The sequence below is a fragment of the Saccharibacillus qingshengii genome (assembly GCF_013185195.1).
In the GTDB taxonomy this organism is placed as follows: Bacteria; Bacillota; Bacilli; order Paenibacillales; family Paenibacillaceae; genus Saccharibacillus; species Saccharibacillus qingshengii.
The window spans coordinates 1-23,142 of record NZ_JAAZWC010000025.1 but is presented as its reverse complement, the minus strand read 5'-3'; the positions used below and the strand labels follow the sequence as shown (position 1 = coordinate 23,142).

The 23,142-nt window shown below is 52.9% G+C and carries 18 protein-coding genes and 1 riboswitch; of the genes, 10 read left to right on the top strand and 8 right to left on the bottom strand.

The features are described 5' to 3' along the window. Positions 1-175: 175 nt before the first annotated feature. Complete coding sequence (locus tag HRQ60_RS18240; RefSeq protein ID WP_172198461.1) at positions 176-2,620, bottom strand: EAL domain-containing protein; 2,445 nt, start codon at positions 2,618-2,620, stop codon at positions 176-178. A 98-nt stretch (positions 2,621-2,718) separates the two neighbouring features. Then, positions 2,719-3,231 (bottom strand): mismatch-specific DNA-glycosylase, encoded by a 513-nt coding sequence (locus HRQ60_RS18235; protein WP_172198458.1) that lies wholly within the window; start codon positions 3,229-3,231, stop codon positions 2,719-2,721. Positions 3,232-3,373: 142 nt separating this feature from the next. Between HRQ60_RS18235 and HRQ60_RS18230 the strand changes: the two genes are divergently transcribed. From HRQ60_RS18230 to HRQ60_RS18200, 7 genes are all read left to right on the top strand, one after another. Next, positions 3,374-4,075: a futalosine hydrolase gene (locus tag HRQ60_RS18230; RefSeq protein WP_172198456.1), complete on the top strand. Its 702-nt coding sequence runs from the start codon at positions 3,374-3,376 to the stop codon at positions 4,073-4,075. Next, positions 4,072-4,911, top strand: coding sequence for a 1,4-dihydroxy-6-naphtoate synthase (locus HRQ60_RS18225; RefSeq protein ID WP_172198453.1), 840 nt, complete (start codon positions 4,072-4,074; stop codon positions 4,909-4,911). The genes HRQ60_RS18230 and HRQ60_RS18225 overlap by 4 nt, the downstream gene beginning before the upstream one ends. A gap of 264 nt (positions 4,912-5,175) precedes the next feature. Continuing rightward, the gene (locus HRQ60_RS18220) at positions 5,176-6,069 is read left to right on the top strand and encodes an alpha/beta hydrolase (RefSeq protein WP_343044736.1); all 894 of its coding nucleotides are present in this window, start codon (positions 5,176-5,178) and stop codon (positions 6,067-6,069) included. A gap of 57 nt (positions 6,070-6,126) precedes the next feature. Further along, positions 6,127-7,635, top strand: a complete 1,509-nt coding sequence (locus HRQ60_RS18215; protein ID WP_172198447.1) for a phytoene desaturase family protein — start codon at positions 6,127-6,129, stop codon at positions 7,633-7,635. Next, complete coding sequence (locus tag HRQ60_RS18210; RefSeq protein ID WP_172198444.1) at positions 7,622-9,019, top strand: aldehyde dehydrogenase family protein; 1,398 nt, start codon at positions 7,622-7,624, stop codon at positions 9,017-9,019. Before HRQ60_RS18215 ends, HRQ60_RS18210 begins: the two co-directional genes overlap by 14 nt. 42 nt (positions 9,020-9,061) lie before the next feature. Further along, positions 9,062-10,591 (top strand): phytoene desaturase family protein, encoded by a 1,530-nt coding sequence (locus HRQ60_RS18205; protein WP_172198441.1) that lies wholly within the window; start codon positions 9,062-9,064, stop codon positions 10,589-10,591. Between the two features lie 45 nt (positions 10,592-10,636). Then, entirely contained in the window at positions 10,637-11,734 is a 1,098-nt protein-coding gene (locus HRQ60_RS18200; protein WP_216671637.1) for a glycosyltransferase family 2 protein, read from the top strand. Between the two features lie 78 nt (positions 11,735-11,812). Here HRQ60_RS18200 and HRQ60_RS18195 read toward each other — a convergent pair whose 3' ends face one another. Then, on the bottom strand, positions 11,813-12,601 hold the full coding sequence (locus tag HRQ60_RS18195; RefSeq protein WP_172198438.1) for a carbon-nitrogen family hydrolase: 789 nt from the start codon (positions 12,599-12,601) through the stop codon (positions 11,813-11,815). Between the two features lie 182 nt (positions 12,602-12,783). Beyond that, positions 12,784-12,920, top strand: a riboswitch (SAM riboswitch). Between the two features lie 501 nt (positions 12,921-13,421). Here HRQ60_RS18195 and HRQ60_RS18190 point away from each other — a divergent pair. Further along, positions 13,422-14,444: an S-layer homology domain-containing protein gene (locus HRQ60_RS18190; protein ID WP_172198435.1), complete on the top strand. Its 1,023-nt coding sequence runs from the start codon at positions 13,422-13,424 to the stop codon at positions 14,442-14,444. Between the two features lie 151 nt (positions 14,445-14,595). Here the strand turns inward: HRQ60_RS18190 and gntK are convergent, their stop codons facing one another. The 3 genes from gntK to gnd are packed head-to-tail and all read right to left on the bottom strand — an operon-like array spanning position 14,596 to position 17,797. After that, entirely contained in the window at positions 14,596-16,143 is a 1,548-nt protein-coding gene (gntK, locus tag HRQ60_RS18185) for a gluconokinase (RefSeq protein ID WP_172198432.1), read from the bottom strand. 51 nt (positions 16,144-16,194) lie between these two features. Then, positions 16,195-16,866 (bottom strand): GntR family transcriptional regulator, encoded by a 672-nt coding sequence (locus HRQ60_RS18180; protein WP_172198429.1) that lies wholly within the window; start codon positions 16,864-16,866, stop codon positions 16,195-16,197. Positions 16,867-16,897: 31 nt separating this feature from the next. After that, a complete protein-coding gene (gene gnd, locus HRQ60_RS18175) occupies positions 16,898-17,797 on the bottom strand; it encodes a phosphogluconate dehydrogenase (NAD(+)-dependent, decarboxylating) (protein ID WP_172198425.1) in 900 nt (299 codons plus the stop codon). A 554-nt stretch (positions 17,798-18,351) separates the two neighbouring features. Here gnd and HRQ60_RS18170 point away from each other — a divergent pair. Both HRQ60_RS18170 and HRQ60_RS18165 read left to right on the top strand, forming a co-directional pair. Then, positions 18,352-18,612: a hypothetical protein gene (locus tag HRQ60_RS18170; protein WP_172198422.1), complete on the top strand. Its 261-nt coding sequence runs from the start codon at positions 18,352-18,354 to the stop codon at positions 18,610-18,612. 254 nt (positions 18,613-18,866) lie between these two features. Next, positions 18,867-19,913, top strand: coding sequence for a helix-turn-helix domain-containing protein (locus tag HRQ60_RS18165; RefSeq protein WP_172198419.1), 1,047 nt, complete (start codon positions 18,867-18,869; stop codon positions 19,911-19,913). Between the two features lie 200 nt (positions 19,914-20,113). Here the strand turns inward: HRQ60_RS18165 and HRQ60_RS18160 are convergent, their stop codons facing one another. Together HRQ60_RS18160 and HRQ60_RS18155 are read right to left on the bottom strand one after the other, a co-directional pair. Continuing rightward, on the bottom strand, positions 20,114-21,094 hold the full coding sequence (locus HRQ60_RS18160) for an aldo/keto reductase (protein WP_172198416.1): 981 nt from the start codon (positions 21,092-21,094) through the stop codon (positions 20,114-20,116). 43 nt (positions 21,095-21,137) lie between these two features. Then, entirely contained in the window at positions 21,138-21,989 is an 852-nt protein-coding gene (locus HRQ60_RS18155) for an aldo/keto reductase (RefSeq protein WP_172198413.1), read from the bottom strand. Positions 21,990-23,142 lie beyond the last annotated feature (1,153 nt).

The window sequence follows — 23,142 nt, the reverse complement described above, 5'->3', positions numbered from 1 at the left end:
AAGAGACCTGATTTCCAACCTTGTCGTTGGAACTTGGGTCTCTTTTGTTTGTCTGTCCGCATCCGGTTACGACAAATGTCAAAAATTTAAGAATTCCGGCAAAATGACAAAGCGAAGCGGAACCCTCCAATCTTCCCGGGACTTTTTACCCTTAAACCAACAAAACGCGGAGCCCTTAGGCTCCGCGTTCTGTTGATTGTTCTTCGTCTTCGTCGGGTGGGGCTGCGAACAAGGCGGAGGGTGGGACGGGGCGGCTGAAGTAGTAGCCCTGAAACTCCAGACACTGCTGCCCGGTCAGAATCGCCAGCTGGCCTTCGGTCTCGATCCCTTCGGCAATCACGTCCATTCCCAGGCTGTAGGCCATGGCAATGATCGTCGTGACGATCGCCCGTTCGCTTCCGCTTTCTTCCAGCTTCATGACGAAAGAACGATCGATTTTGAGTCGGCTGATCGGCAGCGTACTCAAATAACTGAGCGAGCTGTAACCGGTACCGAAGTCGTCGAGACTCAGACGGATCCCCAGGCGGCTCAGACGGTTCATAATCTCGATCGAAGCCGCAGCGTCCATCATCATACTTTCCGTAATTTCAAGTTCCAGGTATTTCGCTTCGAGACCGGTCTCCACCAGTATGCGTTCGACTTCGAATTCGAGATCGGGCTGGTGAAACTGCTGCGTGGACAAATTGACCGAGACCGGGACCTTCGTTTGGCCTTCGTCGTGCCAGGATTTGGCCTGCCGGCAGGCTTCTCTGAGTACCCAGCGGCCGATATCCATAATCAGTCCCGTTTCTTCCGCAATCGGCACGAATCTGCCCGGCGGAATCATGCCGCGCACCGGATGGTGCCAGCGCAGCAGCGCTTCCATGCCGATCAGCTCGCGGTCGGGCATCCGGTACTGCGGCTGGTAGTAGACTTCCAGCTCGCCGCGTTCGATCGCTTTGCGCAGATCGGCTTCGATCTCGATCTTGAACAGCAGTTCTTCGTCGAGATCCGCCGAGTAGAACCGATGCCCGTTTTTGCCGCCGCGTTTGACTTCATACATGGCGGAATCGGCATTCTTGATCAGCTCTTCCCGGCTCTCTCCATGCTCCGGATACAAAGCGATCCCGATACTTGCGCTGACGTAGAAGTCGTTGTCTTTGAGCGTATAGGGAATCTGGATAATCGAGACGATCCGCTGCGCAAGGCGGGCCACTTCCTCGACCGACGGGAACGAATGAACCAGTAGGGCGAATTCGTCCCCGCCCATCCGCGACAGCGAAACATTGTCCGTATCGATCACTTCCTCGATCCGCTGCGCGACTTTTTGCAGAAACGCATCGCCGTAAGCATGGCCGAGCGAATCGTTGATCATTTTGAATCGGTCGATATCGAGCACCATGACAGCCAGTCGTCCGTTTCCCTGCAGCCCGTCGATCTTCTCCTGTACGATCGAATCGAACTGCCGCCGGTTGGGCAGATTCGTCAGCTCGTCGTGATAGGCCAGATGCTCGATTTGCGCCTGTGCTTTTTTCTGCTGGCTGATATCGCGGACGATAATATGGGTGCCGGTCATTTCGTTGTCGAGATTGACCGGCACGCTTACGACGCCCAGATGAATCGGCTGCCCGTTCGGATGCAGAATCTGCGTTTCGTACGCGAGCGCGTTGGATCTAAAAGCTTCTCCATGCTGGATCTGCGCTTCGCGATAAGAGTCCGGATCGAAAAACCGCTGCAGCACCGCGACCGGGTGACCCACGAAGTCTTCCCTTTTCGATCCGGTCATTTCCAGCGCGGCCGTGTTGAGATCGATAATCTCGCCCGAGGTGCTGATGGTGATGATCCCGTCGACATTGTTCTCATACAGCGCCCGGTACCATTTTTCCTGCCTGCGGATCATCTTGTCTTTTTGAGTCAGCCGTCCGTTGATAAATGCCCCGTAGATGGTGACCACAATCAGCAGCAGACTGCTCAACGCAATAATCAGCGCCAGGGTATGCGTGTCGACCCGGTTGCTGCCGATCGCGGAAGCCGGGTGCTCATGCACGTGAAAATGCGCCGCCGCCATTCCGGTATAATGCATGCCGGCGATCGCCGCGCCCATAATCAAAGAGCTCGCCCATTTATAGAGGTTACGGCTGCCTTCTTCCCGGAGCCTGCGCATAAGGGCCAGCGCCACCATCGAAGCGGTAATCGCGATGAGTACCGACAACGTGACGAGTTTCGGATCGTAGCTGATCTTCATCGCCATCGCGGCCATCCCCGTATAATGCATATCGACCACGCCCGAAGCGAGCAGCAGTCCGCCGACCAGCAGCGACTTCAGGGTCAGCTTGCTTCGCGTAACGGTCCAAAGCGCAATAAAGGATACGAATATCGGCACGACCATGGATACGATCACCAACGGGATATTGTAGGTCATCGGCATCGGCAGCTGCAAAGCAAGCATTCCGATGAAATGCATAGACCAGATGCCGATCCCCATCGATACGGCTCCGCCGGCCAGCCAGAAAGCGCGCAGGCGTCCGTGGGCCAGATGAATTCTTCCCGACAGATTCAGGGCCGAATAGGAGGCGAGAACCGAAATGATGCAGGAGACAAGCACTAATCCCAAGTTGTAAGAGCCCTGTACGGTTTCCATATGCTCCTCCTTTCCGACTTATAGTTAGAGAGTATATCGGCAGAAATCGGCTTTCCCGAGAGAAAAATGCCAAAAAAATTGTCCGCTCGTTCCCGCGATCAACTTTCCTCTTCCAAAAAGAGCCGGAGCTCGGTATAAATTTCCACGATTTCCTTCAGCGGCATACGTACAAGACCGCTGGACGAAGGCGCGACAAAATCGATCACTCCGTCGACGGCGGACTCTTTCTGGAAGCCCCAGGCTGCCCGTTTACGGCCGGTAAATTCGGTATATACGCCTTTGCCTACGTAACAGGCGACCTGCGGCAGACAGGTCGTCAGCTTGGCGCGCAGGATCTCGCGGCCTTCCCGGTATTCCTCACGGCCGATGTCGTCGATCCCCCGCGTCGGACGGGCCACGATATTCGTGAAGCCATAACCGAGCTTCAGCAGCTCGCCGTCTTCTTCCGGTCCATAGCGCCTTGGAGTCAGGCCCGAGTCTTCAAGAATCCGCCAGAACCGGTTGCGCGGATTCGCGTAATGATGCCCGGTCTCCCCCGAACGCAGGCTGGGATTGAAGCCGATAAACAGAACGGACAGTCCGGTGTCCAGGTGATCGTCGATTTCCGGCATGGGATCGGATTCCTTCCTTCTTCGGCTTGGATGCGAACGCCGAGGCTCGCTTTACAAGTCCTTATTTTAGCGGTAACGTAAATAAAGTTACTTCAAATATTTATTAATGGAAACGCATTTCATTATACAAGGAGTCGATTCTATGCACCAGCCGAATCCACAAGGCCGGCAGCCCGCGGATCCGTTCGTTCGATCCGCCCCGAAAGTCCTTATCGTCACGGCCGTCGAAGCCGAACGCCTGGCGGTTCTCGAAGGAATCGCGGACGATCCCCGCTTCGACGTGATCGCCGCCGGCGTCGGCACGGCGGCAGCGGCGGCGGGCACCGCCGCCGCTCTCGCGCGCGGACACTACCTGCGCGTGGTCAGTGCCGGCATCGCCGGAGGATTCGCCGGCACGGCGGAGATCGGCTCGCTTGTTGTCGCGAGCCGCATGATTGCGGCCGACCTGGGCTCGGACAGCCCGGACGGCTTTATTTCCGTGGACGAGCTGGGCTTCGGCTCGTCCGTGATTCCGGCCGAGTCCGGCGTCTCGGCCGCTTTGGCCGGCGCGCTTAGCGGCGCCGGCCTCGAGGCGCGCCTCGGCCCGGTGCTGACGGTCGCGACGACGACCGGCACGCTTGAGGGCGCGCAGGCGCTGGCCGCGCGCGTGCCCGGCGCGGCGGCCGAAGGCATGGAAGGCTTCGGCGTCGCGGAGGCCGCCCGGCAGTTCGGGCTGCCCGCGCTGGAGCTGCGGGCAATCTCGAACGCGGTCGGTCCCCGCGACCGCGCTGCCTGGAAGATCGGCGAAGCGCTCGGCGCGCTTCGCACGGCAAGTTCACTATTACCGGAGGTGTTTTTCGCTTGAAGATCGCATTTTCCCCCTGTCCCAACGACACATTCGTGTTTCATGCCCTGGCGCACGGCCTGATCGAAGGCGCACCGGAACTTGAAATCGCCTATGCCGATATCGATATCACCAACAACTGGGCCGCCGCAGGCGAAGGTCCGGAAGTCATGAAGATCTCCTATGCCGCCCTGCCTTGGGTTCTGCAGGAGTACTCGCTCATTCCGTGCGGCGGAGCGCTCGGCCGCGGCTGCGGACCGCTTGTGCTGACCCAGGGCGCCGCCGCGCCGGGCGATCTGTCCGGCAAGCGTATTGCCGTACCGAGCGAGCGCTCGACCGCCTACCTGCTGTTCCGCTTATGGGCGGCTCAAGCCATTCCGGGCGGGATTGGCGAAGTCGTGGTCATGCCGTTCGACAAGATCATGCCGGCTGTGCAGAGCGGCGAGATCGATGCGGGCCTTGTGATTCATGAAGCGCGCTTCACTTATCAGAACTACGGCCTGCACAAGCTCGCCGATCTCGGCGACTGGTGGGAAAGCGATACCGGACTGCCGATTCCGCTCGGCGCGATTATCGCCAAACGCGGCAGCGTGGATGCCCGCTCCGTCGCGCAGTGGGTACGCGCTTCCGTCGAATACGCCTGGGCCCATCCCGAAGCCTCGCGCGCTTATGTGCTGGAGCACGCGCAGGAGATGGATTCGGCCGTCGCCGATTCGCATATCGAACTGTATGTTAACGAGTTCACGGCCGATCTGGGCGAAGACGGCTATGCGGCGATCCGTTCGCTGCTGGTCCGCGCCGCCCGCGAAGGCCTGGTGCCTTCTTTTGACGAGAAGCTGCTTGAACCCGGCTATTGATCCCGATTCATCCTAATAAGGACCCGCTCCATGCCAACCGATAAAGACGCCCGACTTCACTAAGAAAAAGTCGGGCGTCTTTCTTCTTATCGCGAATCGCAGATCGTTTCGGAATGAAAAGGGACTTATCCTGCCCAAGAACAAAACTTTTTTGAGGAAGTTATCAAGTTCTGTAGCCGCCGCGTTCGTTTACGGGTAACAATAATCATGACTGGCGTATACATAGGCTTTATTCAAGTTCAACGGTAAAGCGAGGTTATGCGAGTGTTCACCCTTATCACGGCAAAGCTGATGCGCCTCCTGCCCAATCAGGCCAAAAAGCGGCCTATGCTCCTTGTTGAACCGGTGAAAGAGAAAAAAGAGCGGCAGGTCGATACATCCGTAAAACCTGTGGATCTCTCCCTCTACTATCCCCTGCAGGCCGAAGCGAAGAAGTTTCCGGTTTACGTGAATTTTCATGGCGGGGCTTTTATTATGCATGAAAAGGAAATGGACGATCCCTACTGCCGCTACCTGGCCAACCGGACCGGCTGCGTCGTCGTGAACGTGGATTATGCAAAAGCGCCGGAGTATCCTTTTCCAAGACCGCTTGAACAAGTCTACGAAGTGTTTCGGTGGCTGAAGCAGAACGCCGGCGAATTGAATATCGACGCGGCGAAAATCATGGTCGGCGGACAAAGTTCAGGCGCCAATCTGGCCGCTGCTCTCTGTCTGTATCTGGAAGAAAAAAAAGAACGGCAGCCGCTGCTTCAGGTGCTGTCCTGCCCGATGCTGGATTTTGCCACGCCGTATGCGGATAAACCGGAAACGGATAAGTGGCGTGCCCGATATCCCCAGGTCGCCCATTTTCTGAATCTATGCTACGTACCGGGCAAAGGCCAGGCGGAGCATCCTCTCGCTTCTCCGGTTCGCGCCGCCCTAAGCGACCGCTTGGCTCCGGCTCTTATTCTCATCGCGGAGGACGATGCATTCAGACCGGAAGCGGAATATTATGCGAAGAAACTGACAGAAGCCGGAGTCGAGGTCGAGTCGAAAGTATTCAAAGACTGCAAACACTCTTTTACGCACTTCGGTCCCAAAGAAAAAGCGGAAGAAGCCTGGCAAAGGGTCGCATCCGCCATCAGGGAAGCGGCAGGAAAATCAATCGAAGGCCCGTAACGGCTTGGCGCAAGAATGAAACCCATTTTGGATCGATAAGAAGGAGCAAACCGACAAGTGAAAACGACAAACAAAAAGATATTGGTGATCGGCGGCGGACTTGGAGGATTGTCGGCTGCGATTTCATTGGCACAAGCCGGATACGAGGTTTCTTTGTATGAGAAAAACAATCATATCGGCGGCAAGCTGAACCGGCTGGACCAGGACGGTTTCGGTTTTGATTTGGGACCTTCTATCCTGACGATGCCCTGGGTTTTTGAAAAGCTGTTTACGGCGAGCGGCAAATCCATGCAGGACTACGTTCCGATCGAGAAGCTGGATCATCAATGGCGGTCCTTTTTCCCTGACGGCAATATCATCGACTTATACGAAGATCTCCAGGAAATGCAGGAGCAGAATTCTTCCTTGAGCGAAAAAGACATGCGCGAGTATCAGGACCTCCTTCTCTATTCCAAAAAGCTTTACGATATGACGGATCAGACCTACTTCAAGCATGGCGTCGATACGACCCGGGAAATCATGAAACATACGACCCTGTTTGCCGCTTTGAGAAACTTCGATCTGCTGTCTACCGTCCGCGGAGCCATCGACAAACGGATCAGCAATAAACAGTTCAGCGATATGCTGTCCTACTTTATCAAGTACGTGGGTTCGTCTCCCTACGACGCCCCGGCCGTGCTGAATATGATGATCTACATGCAGCATGACCAGGGAGTCTGGTATGTACCCGGCGGCTTGAATAAACTGGCCGACGGTTTGGTGAAGCTGGCCGAAGAAGCGGGCGTTCATTTCCACCTCGGCAAATCGATCGCCAAGCTTGAAAAGAAGAACGGCGAAATCACGGGAGCCCTGCTGGAAGACGGATCGCGGTTAACCGCGGATTATTACGTTTCCAATATGGAAGTCATCCCGGTCTACGAACGACTGCTGGGAGAAGACAGCGCTTATATGGAAAAATTAAAGAAAAAATTCAAACCGGCCAGCTCCGGTCTCGTTATGCATTTGGGCGTAAAAAAAAGCTACCCGCAGCTTCGCCACCACAACTTCTTTTTCGCGGAAAATATGAAGCAGCAGATGCAGTCCATCTTCCACCAGCACAAACTGCCGGAGGATCCGGTGATTTATCTGGTCAACGTCAACAAGACGGACCCGTCACAGGCTCCGGAAGGATACGAAAACATCAAAGTGCTGCCGCATATTCCTTATATTCAAGACCAGAAACCGATTACCCCGCAGGAATACGAACAATTTGCCGAGCGGACCCTGATGAAGCTCGAGAGAATGGGTCTGGACGATTTGCGGGCCAATATCGTCACCAAAGATGTCTGGACGCCGGACAAGATCAGACAGATGTACGGTTCGGATCGGGGCGCCATCTATGGAACCTTGTCCGATCGCAAAAAAAACAAAGGCTTCAAGCATCCGAAACAAAGTGAACGTTATAACAATTTGTATTTCGTAGGCGGAACCGTAAACCCGGGAGGCGGCATGCCTATGGTCACGCTGAGCGGCCAACTGGTCAGCCAAAAAATCGTGCAAAGGGATTCCGCCCATGCCGGAAAATGAATACCCTTTGCTGGAGAGTTTACCGGAAAGGCAGAGGGAAGAACGGTTATCCAAAGGGGTTCCTTCCGGCGAGATGCGCAAAAAGCAGCTGATCCAGCTGAAAAAGATTCTGGTGGAGCGGGAAAAAGAATTTACCGATGCCCTGTATTCGGACTTGGGCAAACCGGCGTTCGAGTCTTTTTCGTCCGAGATCGCCGTGCTGTTGAATGAGATCGATTACGTCTGCAAACACCTCGACAAGTGGAACCGGCCCAAGAGCTCGCGGCACCTCAAGTTGGGCTCCGTCGAAGTGCTCCGCAAAAAAAGGCAGCCGCATGGAAGTGTCCTGGTCATCGGATCGTGGAATTATCCGGTTCAGCTTACCCTGATGCCGGTGATCGGAGCCCTTGCGGCCGGGAATTCCTGCGTCATCAAGCCGTCCGAATCCGCGCCGGCATCGGCCGAGCTGCTTCAAGAAGCGATCAATCAAACGTTCCCTCCCGAACAGCTCTACGTGGTGACGGGGGATGCCCGGACCGCAAGCCGCCTCACCTCGGCTCCCTTCGACTTGATCTTTTTCACGGGCAGCGGCACCACCGGGAAAGCCGTGGCCGAGCAGGCAGCCAAACATTTGACGCCGGTGATCCTTGAACTCGGCGGTAAAAACCCGTGCATTCTGGACGAAACGGGCTTTTCCGCGGCTGCCGTAAGAGACATCGTCTGGGGCAAATTTCTGAATGCCGGTCAGACCTGTATCGCGCCGGATACGCTGTACGTCCATCGGTCCGTGTACGAACAAACGCTGGATGAAATCTCCGCTTCGCTGTCCGCTTTCTACGGCGAGCAGCCTCAGACAAGCGCGGATTACGGCCGGATCTGTACCGAGGCCCATTTTCAGAAAGTGGTCGAATTTATCGGTCAGGGTACGGTCAGACATGGCGGTACGAATGATCGATCCGACCGATTTGTCGCGCCGACCGTGCTGACGGATATGGAGCCGGGCAGTCCGGTGTTGGAAGAAGAAATTTTCGGGCCGGTTCTTCCGGTCATTCCCTATACCGATTTGGAGTCTTTGCTATCGTCAGGCTGTCTTCAGCGCGATGCGCTTACCGGATATATCTTCAGTACGAACAACGATCGAATCCAGCGGTTCAACGACTATATGCGCTCCTCGACGGTCAGCGTCAATCAAGTGATCCATCATGCCGCGAGTCCCCATATCGCCTTTGGAGGGGTCGGCCGAAGCGGATACGGCGCTTATCACGGCAAAGCCGGCTTTCTGGCTTTCAGTTATGAGAAAACGAAGGTTCAAACTTACCATTACCTGCGTTTTCAAGGGAAATTCCCGCCGTACTCCGATACAAACCGCAGCGCATTAAAAAAGTTGAGAAAATGGCTTCTGTAATCACAGCAATGAAGCAAATACAGGATGGAAATGAGGGTTTGCATGAGTAAAAAGGTGATTGTCGTTGGAGGGGGGGTAGCAGGGCTTGCCACGGCCATCCGGCTGCAGCATGCGGGTTATCGGGTGGAAATCTATGAAAAAGGATTGACGCCCGGAGGCAAGATGAACCGGATCGAGCTGGACGGCGGATACAAATTCGATCTGGGGCCAAGCATCGTGATGCTGCCGGAACTCTACCGGGAAGTCTTCGAAGTGTGCGGCCGCAATCCGGACGATTACATTCCCATGCAGCGGCTGGATCCGATTTACCGGGCTTATTTCAGCGATATTCCGGACCAGCCTTTTGATATCTCCTCCGACCTGACCAAGCTGACCCAAACGATCGAAGCGATGAGCGAAGAAGACACCGCAGGCTTTTTCCGGTATCTGCATGAGATTTATCAGAAATTCATTATTGCCAAGCATTACATTCTTCCGAGGCCTTTCCGTAAACGGAATGAATTCTATAACCTCCCCATGCTGAAAAAAGCGTTGAAACTGAAACCTTACGACACTGCGGATAAGTTCGTCGGCCGATATATCAAAAACAAACGGCTGCGGCAGATGATCAGCTTTCAAACGCTGTACATCGGCATCTCTCCGCTGACCAGTCCTTCTTTTTATACGATGATTCCCATGCTGCAGTTCTTGTACGGCGTGTGGTTTATCAAAGGCGGGATGTATACGATGGCTTTGTCGATGGAGCGGCTCTTCCAAGAACTCGGAGGCGTCGTTCATTACGGCAAAGACGTCCAGGAGATCTCTATCCAAAATCAAAAAGCGGAAGGCATTGTCGTGGACGGACAAAACATCGCTTCGGATTATGTCGTTTGCAATGCGGACTTCCCGTACGCGATCAAAAATCTGGTCCAGGACAAGCCGGCCAAAGGGAAATATACCGATCAAAAAGTCGACAGCATGAAATATTCGTGTTCCTGTTTCCTGCTCTACCTCGGCATGGACCGAAAGTACGAAGAAATCGAACATGTGCACAATTTTATTTTCAATGAGAACCTGGATCAGAATCTTAACGATATTTTCGACGGCAAAAAACTGACCCACGCTTCTTTTTATGTCTATATCGCTTCCAAAATCGACCCGTCCCTGGCTCCCGAAGGAAAAGACGGATTGTATATTCTGATGCCCGTATCGAACGCCGCCGAATCCAATTACGAATGGAACGAGGAGACGGTTTCTTATTATCGCGGGTACATTTTGAACGAGTTGAAGAAGATTCGCGGCTTTGAAAATATCGACAATGAAATCGTGGCCGAAACGCATACGACGCCGCTGGATTTCAGTTCGAAGTTCAATGCGTATAACGGCGCCGCGTTCGGCTTGCAGCCTATTCTCAAACAAAGCAACCATTATCGCCCGCAAAGCAAAGCGAGCGACTGCGAACAGTTGTACTTCACCGGAAGCAGTACGCATCCCGGCGCCGGCGTCCCGATCGTGCTCTTGTCGGCCCGAATTGCCGCCCAGGAATTGATCCAGGACGATACGGGAGAACCGTTCGATTATTCGGTAAAATGAGCGAGGAAAATCAAATAAAAAAAGGGGGCGAATGTTATAACGGCTTTGGACTTCATTAAACTGGCGATTGGACTTGCGGCCGTGATCGCCGGCTGCCTGGTATTCTGGTCGCTGCCGATCCCGGTCTCCTCTTCCGGATCGGCGGCCGGCCTACCTTTTCTGTCCATCATTATTCCGGCCAGAAACGAAGAGCGCAGAATCCTGCCCCTGCTGAAGTCGCTGCAGGAGCAGCGGTTCACGGCCTACGAAATTCTGGTGGTGGACGACGATTCATCGGACAAGACGGCCGCCGTTGCGGAAAGCTTCGGGGCAAAGGTGCTTCAAAACGACGGGTCGGGCAAATCGTCGGCCTGCTGGTATGGAGCCGAGCAGGCCACCGGAAGCTGGTTATTGTTCTTGGACGCCGATACCCAGTTTGAAAGCGAGGACGGATTAAGCCATCTGCTGCATGCCTACCAAGCAAAAGGAGCGCGGGGCATTATGGCTCTGCAACCTTTCCATACCGTGGAGCGTCTGTACGAATATATCTCGATCGTTTTCAATATCATCGTCGTGGTCGGCATGAATCTGTTCACCCTTTGGGGTTCGCGGTTTAAAACGGCCGGTTCGTTTGGTCCGTGTATTTTGTGCAATCGCGACGATTACTTTTTGTCCGGGGGACACAAAAAAATCGAAGGCGCGATCATGGACGATCTGGCGCTGGGCGAAGCGTTTGTGGAGCAGGATCTTCCTGTCCGCTGCCTCGGCGGCAAAGGCATCTTGTCTTTCCGTATGTACCCGGAAGGCCTGGGCAGCCTGATCGAAGGCTGGTGCAAAAGTTTCGCCGTCGGTTCCAAGTCGACACATCCGGTCGTCATGCTCATGGTCATCTTCTGGATCTCCGGCAGTTTCATCGCCGCGGCCGCCCTGATCTCTGCCCTGATCGCCTGGAATCCGGCCGCTATCCTGCTCAGCGGAGGCTTGTATGTCCTGTATGCGATGCAGACCGCCCGGTTTGCCGGCCGGATCGGCAATTTCAAAAAAGCGGTTTTTGCGATTCATCCGATCTGGTTCTCGTTTTTCGTAGGCATCTATTTGTATTCGTTCATTAGAGTGAACGTGTTCCACTCCGTAAGCTGGAAAGGTCGCAAGATCAAGGTCTGAATCCCGTCGATTCCAACCGCTCCATTTGGCACCGGAGACCGGAGCTGCCCGCACGCTTTTGTCTATCGGGACAAGCGGCTAGCGGTACAGCTCCGGTCTCCGGTCTTCAAATACCGGAATCCGTCCTCTTGCTCTCGCCACTTCGTCCATATCGAGGTCTGCGGTCAAAAATTCGTCTTCTTCTCCCGCTTCGGCGACGATCTCTCCCCACGGTCCTACAATCATCGAATGCCCCGCGAATACGTTCGAAGGATCGCTGCCGCTTCGGTTGCAGGCGACCACCCAGCATTGATTCTCGATCGCCCGGGCGATCAACAGCGCGCGCCAGTGAGCCAGCCTGGAGAGCGGCCATTCGGCGGCAACGAACAGAATGTCGGCACCGGACGCGGCATGAACCCGGATCCATTCGGGGAAACGGATATCGTAGCAGATGACTCCCGCTCCGCGGACACCGCCCAGTTCGAACAGTCCTTTTTGCTCGCCCGCCTGAAGATACAGATGTTCGTCCATCAGCTTGAACAGATGGGCTTTGCGATACTCCGCAGCCGGTAGGCCTTCGCGGTCGTACACGAGCAGCGTATTGAATACGCCTGCCGGCGTACGCTGGGCGATCGACCCGCCGACCAGATGTACCCGGTACCTGCGTGAAAGGTCTGCAAGAAAAGCTTTCGTGCGCCGCGCTTCCTTGTCCGCGATCTCGTCCAGCCGCGTCAAGTCGTAGCCGGTCGTCCACAATTCGGGCAGCACCAGAACATCGGGATTCGATTGCATCGCCCGGTCAATCCGTTCTTCCATCCGTACATAATTGGCTTCGGGGTCTCCGAAGATCACATCGTGCTGGATACAGGTTACTTTCCATTTGGTCATCGCGCATCCTCCGTTCTTCGGCCCAGCTTTCTCTATGTCTATCCAGCCTATAGGATCGCCGGCCGGAATTGCAAGCGGCAGCGGCCAAGAAGCAGGAAACCTTCCAAGGGTCCGTTGACAGTTTTCGGCGGGTCATGCGATAATTCAAACATATGTATTCTCTATAAGCCAGACCCTGAAACATCTTATCAAGAGCAGGCGGAGGGACCAGCCCGATGAAGCCCGGCAACCGACCCCATTGGGGGCACGGTGCTAATTCTTGCACGTTTATTCGTATTTTTCCGCTTGGCGGAACGTTGAATGAACGGAGAGATAAGAAGAGATTCCGCTTGTTCAAGCCTCTTCTTATCTGTATGGGAAGAGGCTTTTTGACGTCTCTTCGTTCCACTGCGTAAGTCCGGTTTGTGCCGGTTCTTATACCGCGAAGCTTCGCGGCGCATCCTGCGAAGTCTTCGCCAGCCGGACCGATTTCCGTTCCGGCCGCCGCAACGTCGCTTAAGTCCCGCGCCGGCCGCTTGTCCGGGTCGCATGCTTTTTTTCGATCCCGACTGCAATCTTCGTATGATTCCATCCTCAAATGCAATCATCCGGACCGCCGGCGCTTCAGGAATAGAAGTCTATCGAGACCGCAAGCCTTCCCGGCATGCGGCTCGGCAGGCTTTTTTTCCGTATGGGCCTCCCTGCCGTAACTTTTTCCATTCAGGGAGACCGCGATCGGATTCTCCCGATTTTTAAAGGTTTATGTATAGAGTAAGACCCCCATGACCCCGTCCGCCACTCGATTGTCCGCTGATCCCATTCCGATACGGAGGCGATTTCCATGAACATCGGCACGCCCGTCCCCAAACGCGTCGGTTCGTCCTTTGTCGCTCTGCTGCTGGCTGCCGGAGTTCTGCTCCCGGCCGCTTCCGAAGCTTCTCCCGTGCCCGCTTCCGCCCTGGAAACCGGCGTCACGACGCCTGTGCGGATCAGCGTCACCGATGCGGTTACCGGTCTGCCTCTCGAAGAAGTGAAGATCGGGCTGTATTGGGCCGACACGGCCGCCAACCGCGCAAGCGGACGCCTTCCCGGTCAGCCTGCGTCGGCTGCGTCCGTCCCAGGCGAGAACGGAATGGATCTTCGGCTGGTTCAGCCGGAAGGCGATTATTACATCGTCGGCGAAAAAGAAGGCTATCTGCCTTATGACAGCCGAAACGCCGGAGCCGCAGGCATCCTGCACGCCGGCGAAGCCGTATCCCCGCCCTACGCTTTTGCACTGACGCCGGAGAAGCACAAGTATCCCGCCTATATGAACGGCTATACGGACGGAACTTTCCGCCCCGAACAGCCCGTGATCCGGGCGGAGCTGGCAGTCATCTTGCAGCGGACAATGAGCGGGGAGCCTGCTGCTTCCGATCCGGATTTCCGGGATATCGATTCCGGCAAATGGCTTACGACGGGTGTATCCGTCGCTGCGGCCAAAGGCTGGATGCAGGGTACGGGAGGCGCCCGCTTTGAACCCGAACGTGCCGTAACCCGGGCGGAAATGGCGCAAATCCTGGTGAACGTATACGGATGGGCAGGCGGACCGGATACCGCTTTTGGAGATACCGAAGGACATTGGGCCGCCGCCGCGATTGCGGCTGCCGCTTCGCACGGCGCCATGGACGGCTATCCGGACGGCAGCTTCCGCCCCGATCGGCCGGTGACGAGAGCCGAGACCGCCGCACTGATCAACCGCCTGATCGAACGTCCCGCGGACAAGGGCCTTCCGATGACCTGGAGCGACGTTCCCCCGTCTTATTGGGCATACGGCGAAGTGATGGCCGCCTCGATCGACCATTCGCCGAGCCGGGCACGCTGAGCGCAGTTTCGGTCATGCGCCGGTAGGCCCGCATCTGCCGCTTGGCAAACCCAAAATACCAAAAGCCGCTTTTCCATGGCCTATGCCAAACGGAAAAGCGGCTTTTTGGCATGAAAGGAGTCGTTACAGCTCAGGCTTCGTCTTCGGAGGCTCAGAGTTCTCCCGCCATCTCCCGCTGGAACCGGGCGATCGCTTCGTATTCCTGCTCCAGACTGCGCGAAACGGAGATAAAGATCGGCAGCAGGTGTTTGTAGATTCTGGCATTCTCATCGATCGGTTCATGCCGGTGCGTACCGCCAATCATCCCTTCGACGACATCCAGCGAATCGACGCGCCCAAGTGCGTATAACCCCAGCACCGCCGCGCCGAGACAGGAACTTTCGAAACTCTCCGGGACGACGACTTCTTGATCGAAGATGTCCGCCATCATCTGCCGCCACAGCGGCGAACGCGCGAATCCGCCGGTCGCATGGATCTTCTGAGGACGGCCGATCTGCTCTTCCATAGCCAGCATGACCGTATACAGATTGAAGATGACGCCTTCCAGCACGGAGCGGATCATATGCTCTTTGCGATGGTTCATCGTCAAGCCGAAGAACGATCCCCGCGCATCGGGATTCCACAGCGGCGCCCGTTCTCCGGTCAGATACGGATGGAACAGCAGCCCTTCGCTGCCCGGACGCACCTGTTCGGCGATCCGGGTCAAGACTTCGTAGGGATCGATGCCCAGCCGCTTGGCGGTCTCGACTTCCGAAGCCGCAAATTCGTCGCGTACCCAGCGGAACAGCATGCCGCCGTTATTGACCGGACCGCCGATCACCCACAATCCGTCCGCCAGCGCGTAGCAGAAAAATCGGCCTTTGGGGTCGGTAACGGGACGGTTCACGACGGTGCGGATCGCGCCGCTTGTTCCGATCGTCGCCGCGACGACCCCCGGACGGATCGCGCCTACGCCCAGATTGGACAGCACGCCGTCGCTTGCGCCTACGACAAACGGCGTATCCACGGCAAGACCCAATTCGCTGGCCGCCGCCGGCTGCAGGCCGTGCATGACATGCGTCGTCGGAACAAGCCGGGACAGACGCTCCGGCGTCACGCCGGCTGTCTGCAGCGCTTCCTCGTCCCAATCCAATCGTTCCAGATTGAACAGCCCGGTAGCGGAAGCGATAGAATGATCAATGACATACTCGCCGAACAACCGCAAAAAGACGTATTCCTTGATCGATATAAACTTGGCGGAACGGTTGAACCACTCGGGTTCATCATGGCGCAGCCAGAGCAGTTTCGACAGCGGAGACATCGGGTGGATCGGCGTACCGGTCCGGGCGTAGATCCCGTCTCCGTTCAGCTCGCGCTTCAGCTTCTTCGTCCAGGCCGCGCTGCGGTTGTCCGCCCACGTGATGCAGCGGGTAACCGGATTTCCGTCCGCATCGACACCGATCAGACTGTGCATCGCGGAACTGAACGACAGCAGCAGAATCTGCTCCGGCCGTGCCTGCGCCGTGCGCACCGCGCCCGCGATCGACGAAGTGACGGCTCTGTAGATCTCGTCGGGATCCTGTTCCGCCACCGAAGGCGACGGGGTATGCAGCGGATAGCCGACATTCTCCTGGGCAACCACTTCTCCTTTTTCCGTAAAGACTACCGCTTTGGTGCTGGTCGTGCCGATATCGACGCCGATCATCAACTTTTCGCTCATCCTGTGGAAATCTTCCTTTCGGATACGGAGTGACCCGCTTATTTTCGTCGATTAATACAAACTGCGGCCAAGCGTAGCATCCGAATCGTCAAAATACGCTCTGACGACTTCCCGGATCTTCTCTTCGCTGCCCGATTTGAGGCCTTCGATGACCATCCGGTGCTTCTCCGCGACCTCGATCATCCGGCTCTCGCCCCGCTCGAATTCTTTCTCCGTCGTCAGCAGAATAACCGTCATCACGATCGATCGGATACTGGTCCACAAATGCCGGATACGCGTGTGCTGCGCTTCTTCGACAATCCGTTCGTGAAACGAAAAATCCTGGTGGGCAAACTCTACGCAGTCTCCGTACCTGGCGGCAAGCTTCATCCCGTCGATCTGCTGTTCAAGCCGGGCGATCAACGCTGCGTTATCCCGGGAAGCCAGCCGCTGCTGGGCGAAGCTCTCGATCAGATAGCGGACATCGTACAATTCCTTGACCGCGTCCAGCTCGAGCCCCACGACCACCGCTCCCATCCGCTCGAGCCGGATCAGGCCTTCGCCGGCAAGCGTCCGGAAAGCTTCGCGAACCGGCGAGCGGCTGGCCCCGAACCCTTCCGCAATCCGATTCTCCGAGAGAATCTCTCCCGGTTCGATCTCTCCGCCAATAATTTGCAGGCGCAGCCGGCCGGCAATCGATTCGCCGAGCGAAGCCCCCTGCAGCCAAGCCGAAGGATATTGCATATGGAACGACTCCCCGCTGCTGGATTTTGGCTCAGTCTTCTTTGACGACCGCGTGACCGCCGAATTCATTGCGCAGCGCCGCGACCACTTTGCCGTGGAACGTATCGTTCTCGAGCGAACGGTAGCGCATCAGCAGCGACAATGCGATGACCGGGGTGCTGACTTCGAGGTCGAGCGCTTCCTGCACCGTCCATTTGCCTTCGCCGGAACTCTGCATCACGCCGCGGATTTCGTCAAGATTCGGGTCTTTGGAAAAAGCGTTCTGCGTCAATTCCATGAGCCAGCTGCGGATCACCGAGCCGTTCGACCAGACGCGGGCCACCGCTTCGTGATCGTAATCGAACGCGCTTTTCTCCAATACTTCGAATCCTTCGCCGATCGCCTGCATCATGCCGTACTCGATACCGTTATGCACCATTTTGAGATAATGCCCGCTTCCGCTCGGTCCGGTGTACAGATAGCCGTTCTCGACCGCCAGGTCCCGGAACAGCGGTTCGATCGTTGCAAAAGCGCCTTGGTCGCCGCCGATCATGAAGCAGCCGCCGTTCTGCGCGCCCGACATGCCGCCGCTCGTACCCGCGTCGAAGAAGAAGATCCCTTTGCGTCCCAGCATCTCCGAACGGCGGATCGAATCTTTGTACTGCGAGTTGCCGCCGTCAATAACGATATCGCCTTCTTCCAGCAGTTCCGACAAGCCCTCGAGCACGCCGTCGACGATCGCTCCGGCCGGTACCATCACCCAGACGACGCGCGGTTTCGCCAGCTGTCCGACCAGTTCGGCCACGGACTCCGCCGCGATCGCGCCTTTGCCGGCCAATTCCCGTCCCGGCTCCGGATTCACGTCGTTGACTACCACTTCATGTTTGTTCTCAAGCAGATTCAGAACCAGATTGTATCCCATTTTCCCGAGCCCGATCATTCCGATTTTCATGCTGTCCACTCTCTCTTCCTGGATAAAATATAAATCTCGTTATCGAACCGGTATACCTGTATACAACTTACAGGTTTATCTTACTCCTGCGGTCGGGAATTTGTAAAGAGCTGCGAAGCGGGCGGACAGACGACGAACAAAAAGCGGCTTCCTCAGGAAAATTCCAGCGGAGTTTTCTCGATTAACGGCGCAAGTTCAAATCCTGATCTTGAATCAATTCGAACCCCAAAGGCGAACCCTATCGTTCCTTCATTGAATTCCTCCCTCTACCTCCTCGCTTTTCTCGAAATCAGACTTGCTTGCCACGTCGATCCCTTGATCAAAGATAAAGGAATGTGCTTTTGCATCTAGTCCTAGCGTAGAGGAGAATCAAACAACTTTAGGAGAGCTGCCTTCTGTTAACTCCGCTATCTCTGATCCTAGCTTCTTCAGCTGGGATCTTGGTATTTGCAAAAATTTCTATAATAGTTTTATAATAGTCCTACTGTCTATATCGAAGTAAAATTACGAGTGAATATTATTAATTCTACCTACAGTGAAAGAAGGTCTATAAAATGATTAATTTTTTTAGTATAACTTTCTCTTTAACTGTTAGTTTAAGTCTCGTCTCCAGCAATATATCTCCTGTTGGTTGGGATAATTCAAAAATTCCTGGTGTAGAGATTCTTCCTAATCATGCCTCAACATCTGCCAGCTCTAAAGCGCAGGTAGGCGAATTCCAGGGCGACGATACCATCCTTTTAGATGAAGAAGGTAATCAAACTACCCTTGGCGAACTCAAAGGAATGACAAGCGGTGTTGCCCCAGTGAAATAAGCAAAGCAAAAACTCATCGCTGAACAAGAGATTTGATTCAAAATGAACTTCAAAAAAGCATGCAGCTGATCAGGCTGCGTTCTTTTTGAAGGTTCTGTTTTGGAAACTGTAAATTTTAGCATCGTTTAAAGAATAAGAAAACAAAAGTTGGCACAACATGCAAGAGCCGTGTCGTTTTCAGCTAGAGACATAAGCGTATTCGATGAGTAAAATATATAGATAATCTTATGACCCTGAAAGGAGTGAAGCATGTGATGCCTTATTCTTTGGATGCGGTTAAGATACCCATCGGATTTTGGAAGAGGATGCAGCAGATTAATGTATCGCCATTGGATATCGTTCGTACAGCCCGGCTCCCCGTGACTCTGATAAGCGATACGAGTACGGTTACAACCGCTCAATACTTCACCTTATGGCAAGTTCTGTCCGATTCTGTCAGGGATTCGGCGGTTCTTGTTCTTGATTTGATGGTCAACCGGGATATTGCCCAACTGCCTCCTAGCGTTTTGGCCGCCTATCACGCACGTGATTACCGCGATGCCTTATCCAGACTTACTCGCTATAAACAAATGTGCGCTCCCGAGCGTTTTCTAATCGTCGAGAAAGACGAATATTGTACGATAGAATTTGACTGGCTGTACGCGGAGAAGCCTGTGCCAGCCATGTTGGCGGTAGGCATACTTATCACGCTGCTTGAGCTTGGACGGCACGGAACCAAAGAATGGATAAGGCCGCATCTTGTAGAGCTGGAACAGTCTTTAGAACCTGTGCACAGCCTGGAAAAGCACTTTGGTTGTCCGGTTCGGACCGGTGCCGAACATAACCGCTTGACCCTTTATCGAAAAGATCTGGACCTTTATTTCAACTCATACAACGCAGAACTGTTGGAAATCTTAACTCCGACCTTGGAGAGAATGTTGGATGAACAGCAGCAAAACAGTTCACTTACTCAAACGGTCAAATGGATGATTAAACGGAACCTTTCCGCTGGCCGTCCTGATATTCAACTTGTTTCGAGCGAACTTGGACTAAGCGATCGTACCTTGCAGCGGCGCCTTACGGATGAGGGAACAGGCTTTAAACAATTAGTGACCGAAGCCAGACATGAGCAGGCCCAAAGTTATTTAACGGATCCGATGTTGGATATCAAAGAAGTTGCTTTTTTACTTGGATATGAGGATCAGAATTCATTTTATCGGGCGTTTCGAGTTTGGGAAGGCGACACACCTTCAAATTGGCGTGCCGGGCAGCTAAATGCATCAAACTTTCAAAATGATAATGAAGCACCTAATCTTCATTAGACAAGCTTTACGTGGAAGTTTAAAGTAGTGGTTTGTGGGGAGAGCGAGCATTAGGCTGCGGTTATCGATTTCTTTCTTTTCAAAAAATAGACTGGACCCTTTTAAAAGAGGTCCAGTCTATTTTTGTTTTCCGAAAAGTTCGGGGACGAATAGCAACATTTCATACGCTGCTTGAATGCTCACTTCTAGGAGCGGAGATCTTACTTATCAATCTTTTTCTCATGCTCTGCCGGATAGCGTTCTCCTGCGATTTCAATCTTTGAGAGTTCTTTATTCAGATCCCGAAGTTCTTCGGAGGTCAATTCTATATCTGCCGCTCCCAGATTTTCTTCCAGTCGTTCCAATTTGCGAGTGCCAGGAATCGGGACGATCCAAGGCTTTTGCGCCAAGACCCAAGCCAGGGCAATTTGAGCCGAAGTCGCCTTTTTGTTAGCGGCAATCTGCTGCACAAGCTCAATCAGCGTCTGATTAGCTTTAAGATTCTCCGGCTTGAAGCGTGGGACGATACTACGGAAGTCAGAGCTATCAAAAGTTGTGTTTTGATCGACGCTTCCAGTAAGAAACCCTTTTCCCAATGGAGAAAAAGGAACGAATCCAATGTTGAGTTCTTCGAGCGCGGGCAGCAAGTTTTCTTCGGGTTGTCTCCACATCATGGAATATTCACTTTGAACGGCGGCGAGAGGTTGAACCTTATGGGCGCGTCGAATCGTGCTTACGCTTGCTTCAGAAAGGCCCCAGTGTTTGATTTTTCCTTCTCGAATCAAGTCTTGCATAGCTCCCGCAACCTCTTCAATCGGTACGTCGGGATCTACGCGGTGCTGATAATACAAGTCTATAGATTCGATTTTCAACCGTTTTAGTGAACCTTCTACGGCTTCTTTTATATGTTCGGGCCGACTGTCTAGTCCGGTTGGTCTTGTACCCTGTAGGTCAAATCCGAATTTGGTCGCAATAACTACTTTATTTCGAAAAGGCTGAAGTGCTTCTCCAACAAGTTCCTCATTCGTAAACGGTCCATAGACTTCAGCCGTATCAAAAAAAGTTACCCCGCGATCAATAGCAGAATGGATAAGCCTAGTCATTTCTTTAGCATCGGATGCCGGGCCATAGCCAAAACTCATTCCCATGCAACCAAGACCGATAGAGGATACTTCCAAATTGCCTAATTGACGTTTACGCATGATTTATTGTCCTTTCCTGCTTCGAACATTAAGTTTTTGTTGACTAAAGTTCAAGCTTACGGGTACCGATCCACTTCACCATAGCCGGATCCTGATGCGAGAAGAATAGCGACTGCTTCGTATCCAGATCTGCAATCCGCTTCATATCCTCTTGAGACAGTTCAAAATCGAAAATGTTAAAGTTCTCAACTATTCTTTCTTTGCGGACCGATTTTGGAATCGCAACAACGCCTCTTTGAGTCAACCAACGCAGGACGACTTGAGCGATAGATTTTTTATATTTCTCACCAATGGACATTAAGACTTCATTGTGGAATAAATCATTTTTCCCTTCGGCAAAAGGTCCCCATGACTCGATCTGCACGTTGTTTTCTTTCATAAAATCTGCATTATCGACTTGTTGGTTAAAGGGATGGGTCTCGACCTGGTTAATGGCCGGTATGATCTCGTTATGAAGGATGAGGTCGATCAAGCGATCTTGGGAAAAGTTGCTGACACCGATGGCTCGGATTTTCCCTTCTTTGTGCAGTTCTTCCATCGCCCGCCAAGAACCGTATACATCGCCGAACGGCTGATGAATCAGGTAGAGGTCGAGGTAGTCGAGCTGCAGCTTGACCAAAGACTTTTCAAAGGCACTTTTGGTAGCTTCGTAGCCTGCATCCTGCACCCAAACTTTCGTGGTAATGAATAATTCTTCTCTCGCTACGCCGCTGCGTTTAATGGCTCTACCGACAGCTTCTTCATTTTGATACGAAGCGGCCGTATCAATTAAACGATAGCCTGCCATAATGGCCTCATAAACACTTTGTTCACATTCATTTTGATCGTCGATTTGAAATACACCAAAACCAAGAATAGGCATTTCCACACCGTTATTCAACAACACATTTTGCATAAGGAACCGCTCCTCTTTTGTTTAGTGGATTCAGCATAGATTTGCTGTATATGTCCATTTTACAAATTTCAGAGAGTTACGTAACTAGTATGAAGCGTCAACCTTCTTGCTTAAAGCGTCAATCTTATGATCATTTTAATAAAGTTAAGTGCTTTCTTGAGCAGCTATAAGTTTTGTTTACTTAGGTTTTAAGATATCTATTTGGAAGGTATATCTTTTTCTCGGGCATAGAAGGCTCTATGAAAGAACATTGGTTCTTTTTAGAACATCTCAAAATGTATGCTTTTAAAGATAGTCTACATGTTAGTCGGACCTCGATCGTTCCGCACTCGATTGTCTTTCTTCATATAAAAGGTTAGCTAGGTGTAGCAGTGTGGAAAAGTGACCTGTATCCGGAAAATTCTTTAAATTTGCTGTCCAAGTACTTAGCTAATTCTTGAATACATAATGCTTTTACTGAAGACGTTCTTCAACAGTTCTACATAAGTATTCGTTATCATTAAACTGGCTAAAAACATGAAAAAAACGTAATTCCCCAGTTTAAATGTTGATCATTAAATTATTGTAATACCTTATATGCTTGTTACCTTCCGTACAAAAGAAAGTGAGTTTTAGTAGCATATTATATATTATGCATTTTTCTTTTAACCAGTAATTCTTCAAGGTATTAACATGATTTATTTTCAAAAATGCCAAGTATTCGAAAATGCTACTTATTGAAGAAGTACTGTCTTTCCCGCTAATTAGATTCTTATTTAAAAGTTTATTGACTACAAAATCACAACCAATGAAGAACCAATTTAAAATTTAAGAAGGAATGGAAGGGGCTGCAGGAACACGAAGGGGTGTAAATCAGGGTTATTCATAACTCTTTAGTTTGATTAAACGATAGTAAGATTAAGATAAAGCGTTCTTTTATCTTAGCGCCTTTTCTCTGTTCACATAAGTTCGTGTAATTGTCATGGCGCTGGAAAAAGATTATTTTGATGTAAACAGCTTTGTTTCAGTCCATGGTTAGGTATAAAACAAGCGACTTACCTCGTTGGTAAGAGCAAAAACTTTATAACACTGTAAATCTAGTACATCATCAACCCTAAAAGCATAATTATGTTAAACTCAGAGAAAATCTCAAAAACGAGGTGTTCTCCATGTC

Coding starts and splice junctions, on each gene's coding strand:
- HRQ60_RS18240 (WP_172198461.1), bottom strand. CDS start 2,620: ATGGAAACCGTACAGGGCTCTTACAACTTGGGATTAGTGCTTGTCTCC.
- HRQ60_RS18235 (WP_172198458.1), bottom strand. CDS start 3,231: ATGCCGGAAATCGACGATCACCTGGACACCGGACTGTCCGTTCTGTTT.
- HRQ60_RS18230 (WP_172198456.1), top strand. CDS start 3,374: ATGCACCAGCCGAATCCACAAGGCCGGCAGCCCGCGGATCCGTTCGTT.
- HRQ60_RS18210 (WP_172198444.1), top strand. CDS start 7,622: ATGCCGGAAAATGAATACCCTTTGCTGGAGAGTTTACCGGAAAGGCAG.
- HRQ60_RS18205 (WP_172198441.1), top strand. CDS start 9,062: ATGAGTAAAAAGGTGATTGTCGTTGGAGGGGGGGTAGCAGGGCTTGCC.
- HRQ60_RS18195 (WP_172198438.1), bottom strand. CDS start 12,601: ATGACCAAATGGAAAGTAACCTGTATCCAGCACGATGTGATCTTCGGA.
- HRQ60_RS18190 (WP_172198435.1), top strand. CDS start 13,422: ATGAACATCGGCACGCCCGTCCCCAAACGCGTCGGTTCGTCCTTTGTC.
- gntK (WP_172198432.1), bottom strand. CDS start 16,143: ATGAGCGAAAAGTTGATGATCGGCGTCGATATCGGCACGACCAGCACC.
- HRQ60_RS18180 (WP_172198429.1), bottom strand. CDS start 16,866: ATGCAATATCCTTCGGCTTGGCTGCAGGGGGCTTCGCTCGGCGAATCG.
- gnd (WP_172198425.1), bottom strand. CDS start 17,797: ATGAAAATCGGAATGATCGGGCTCGGGAAAATGGGATACAATCTGGTT.
- HRQ60_RS18170 (WP_172198422.1), top strand. CDS start 18,352: ATGATTAATTTTTTTAGTATAACTTTCTCTTTAACTGTTAGTTTAAGT.
- HRQ60_RS18165 (WP_172198419.1), top strand. CDS start 18,867: ATGCCTTATTCTTTGGATGCGGTTAAGATACCCATCGGATTTTGGAAG.
- HRQ60_RS18160 (WP_172198416.1), bottom strand. CDS start 21,094: ATGCGTAAACGTCAATTAGGCAATTTGGAAGTATCCTCTATCGGTCTT.
- HRQ60_RS18155 (WP_172198413.1), bottom strand. CDS start 21,989: ATGCAAAATGTGTTGTTGAATAACGGTGTGGAAATGCCTATTCTTGGT.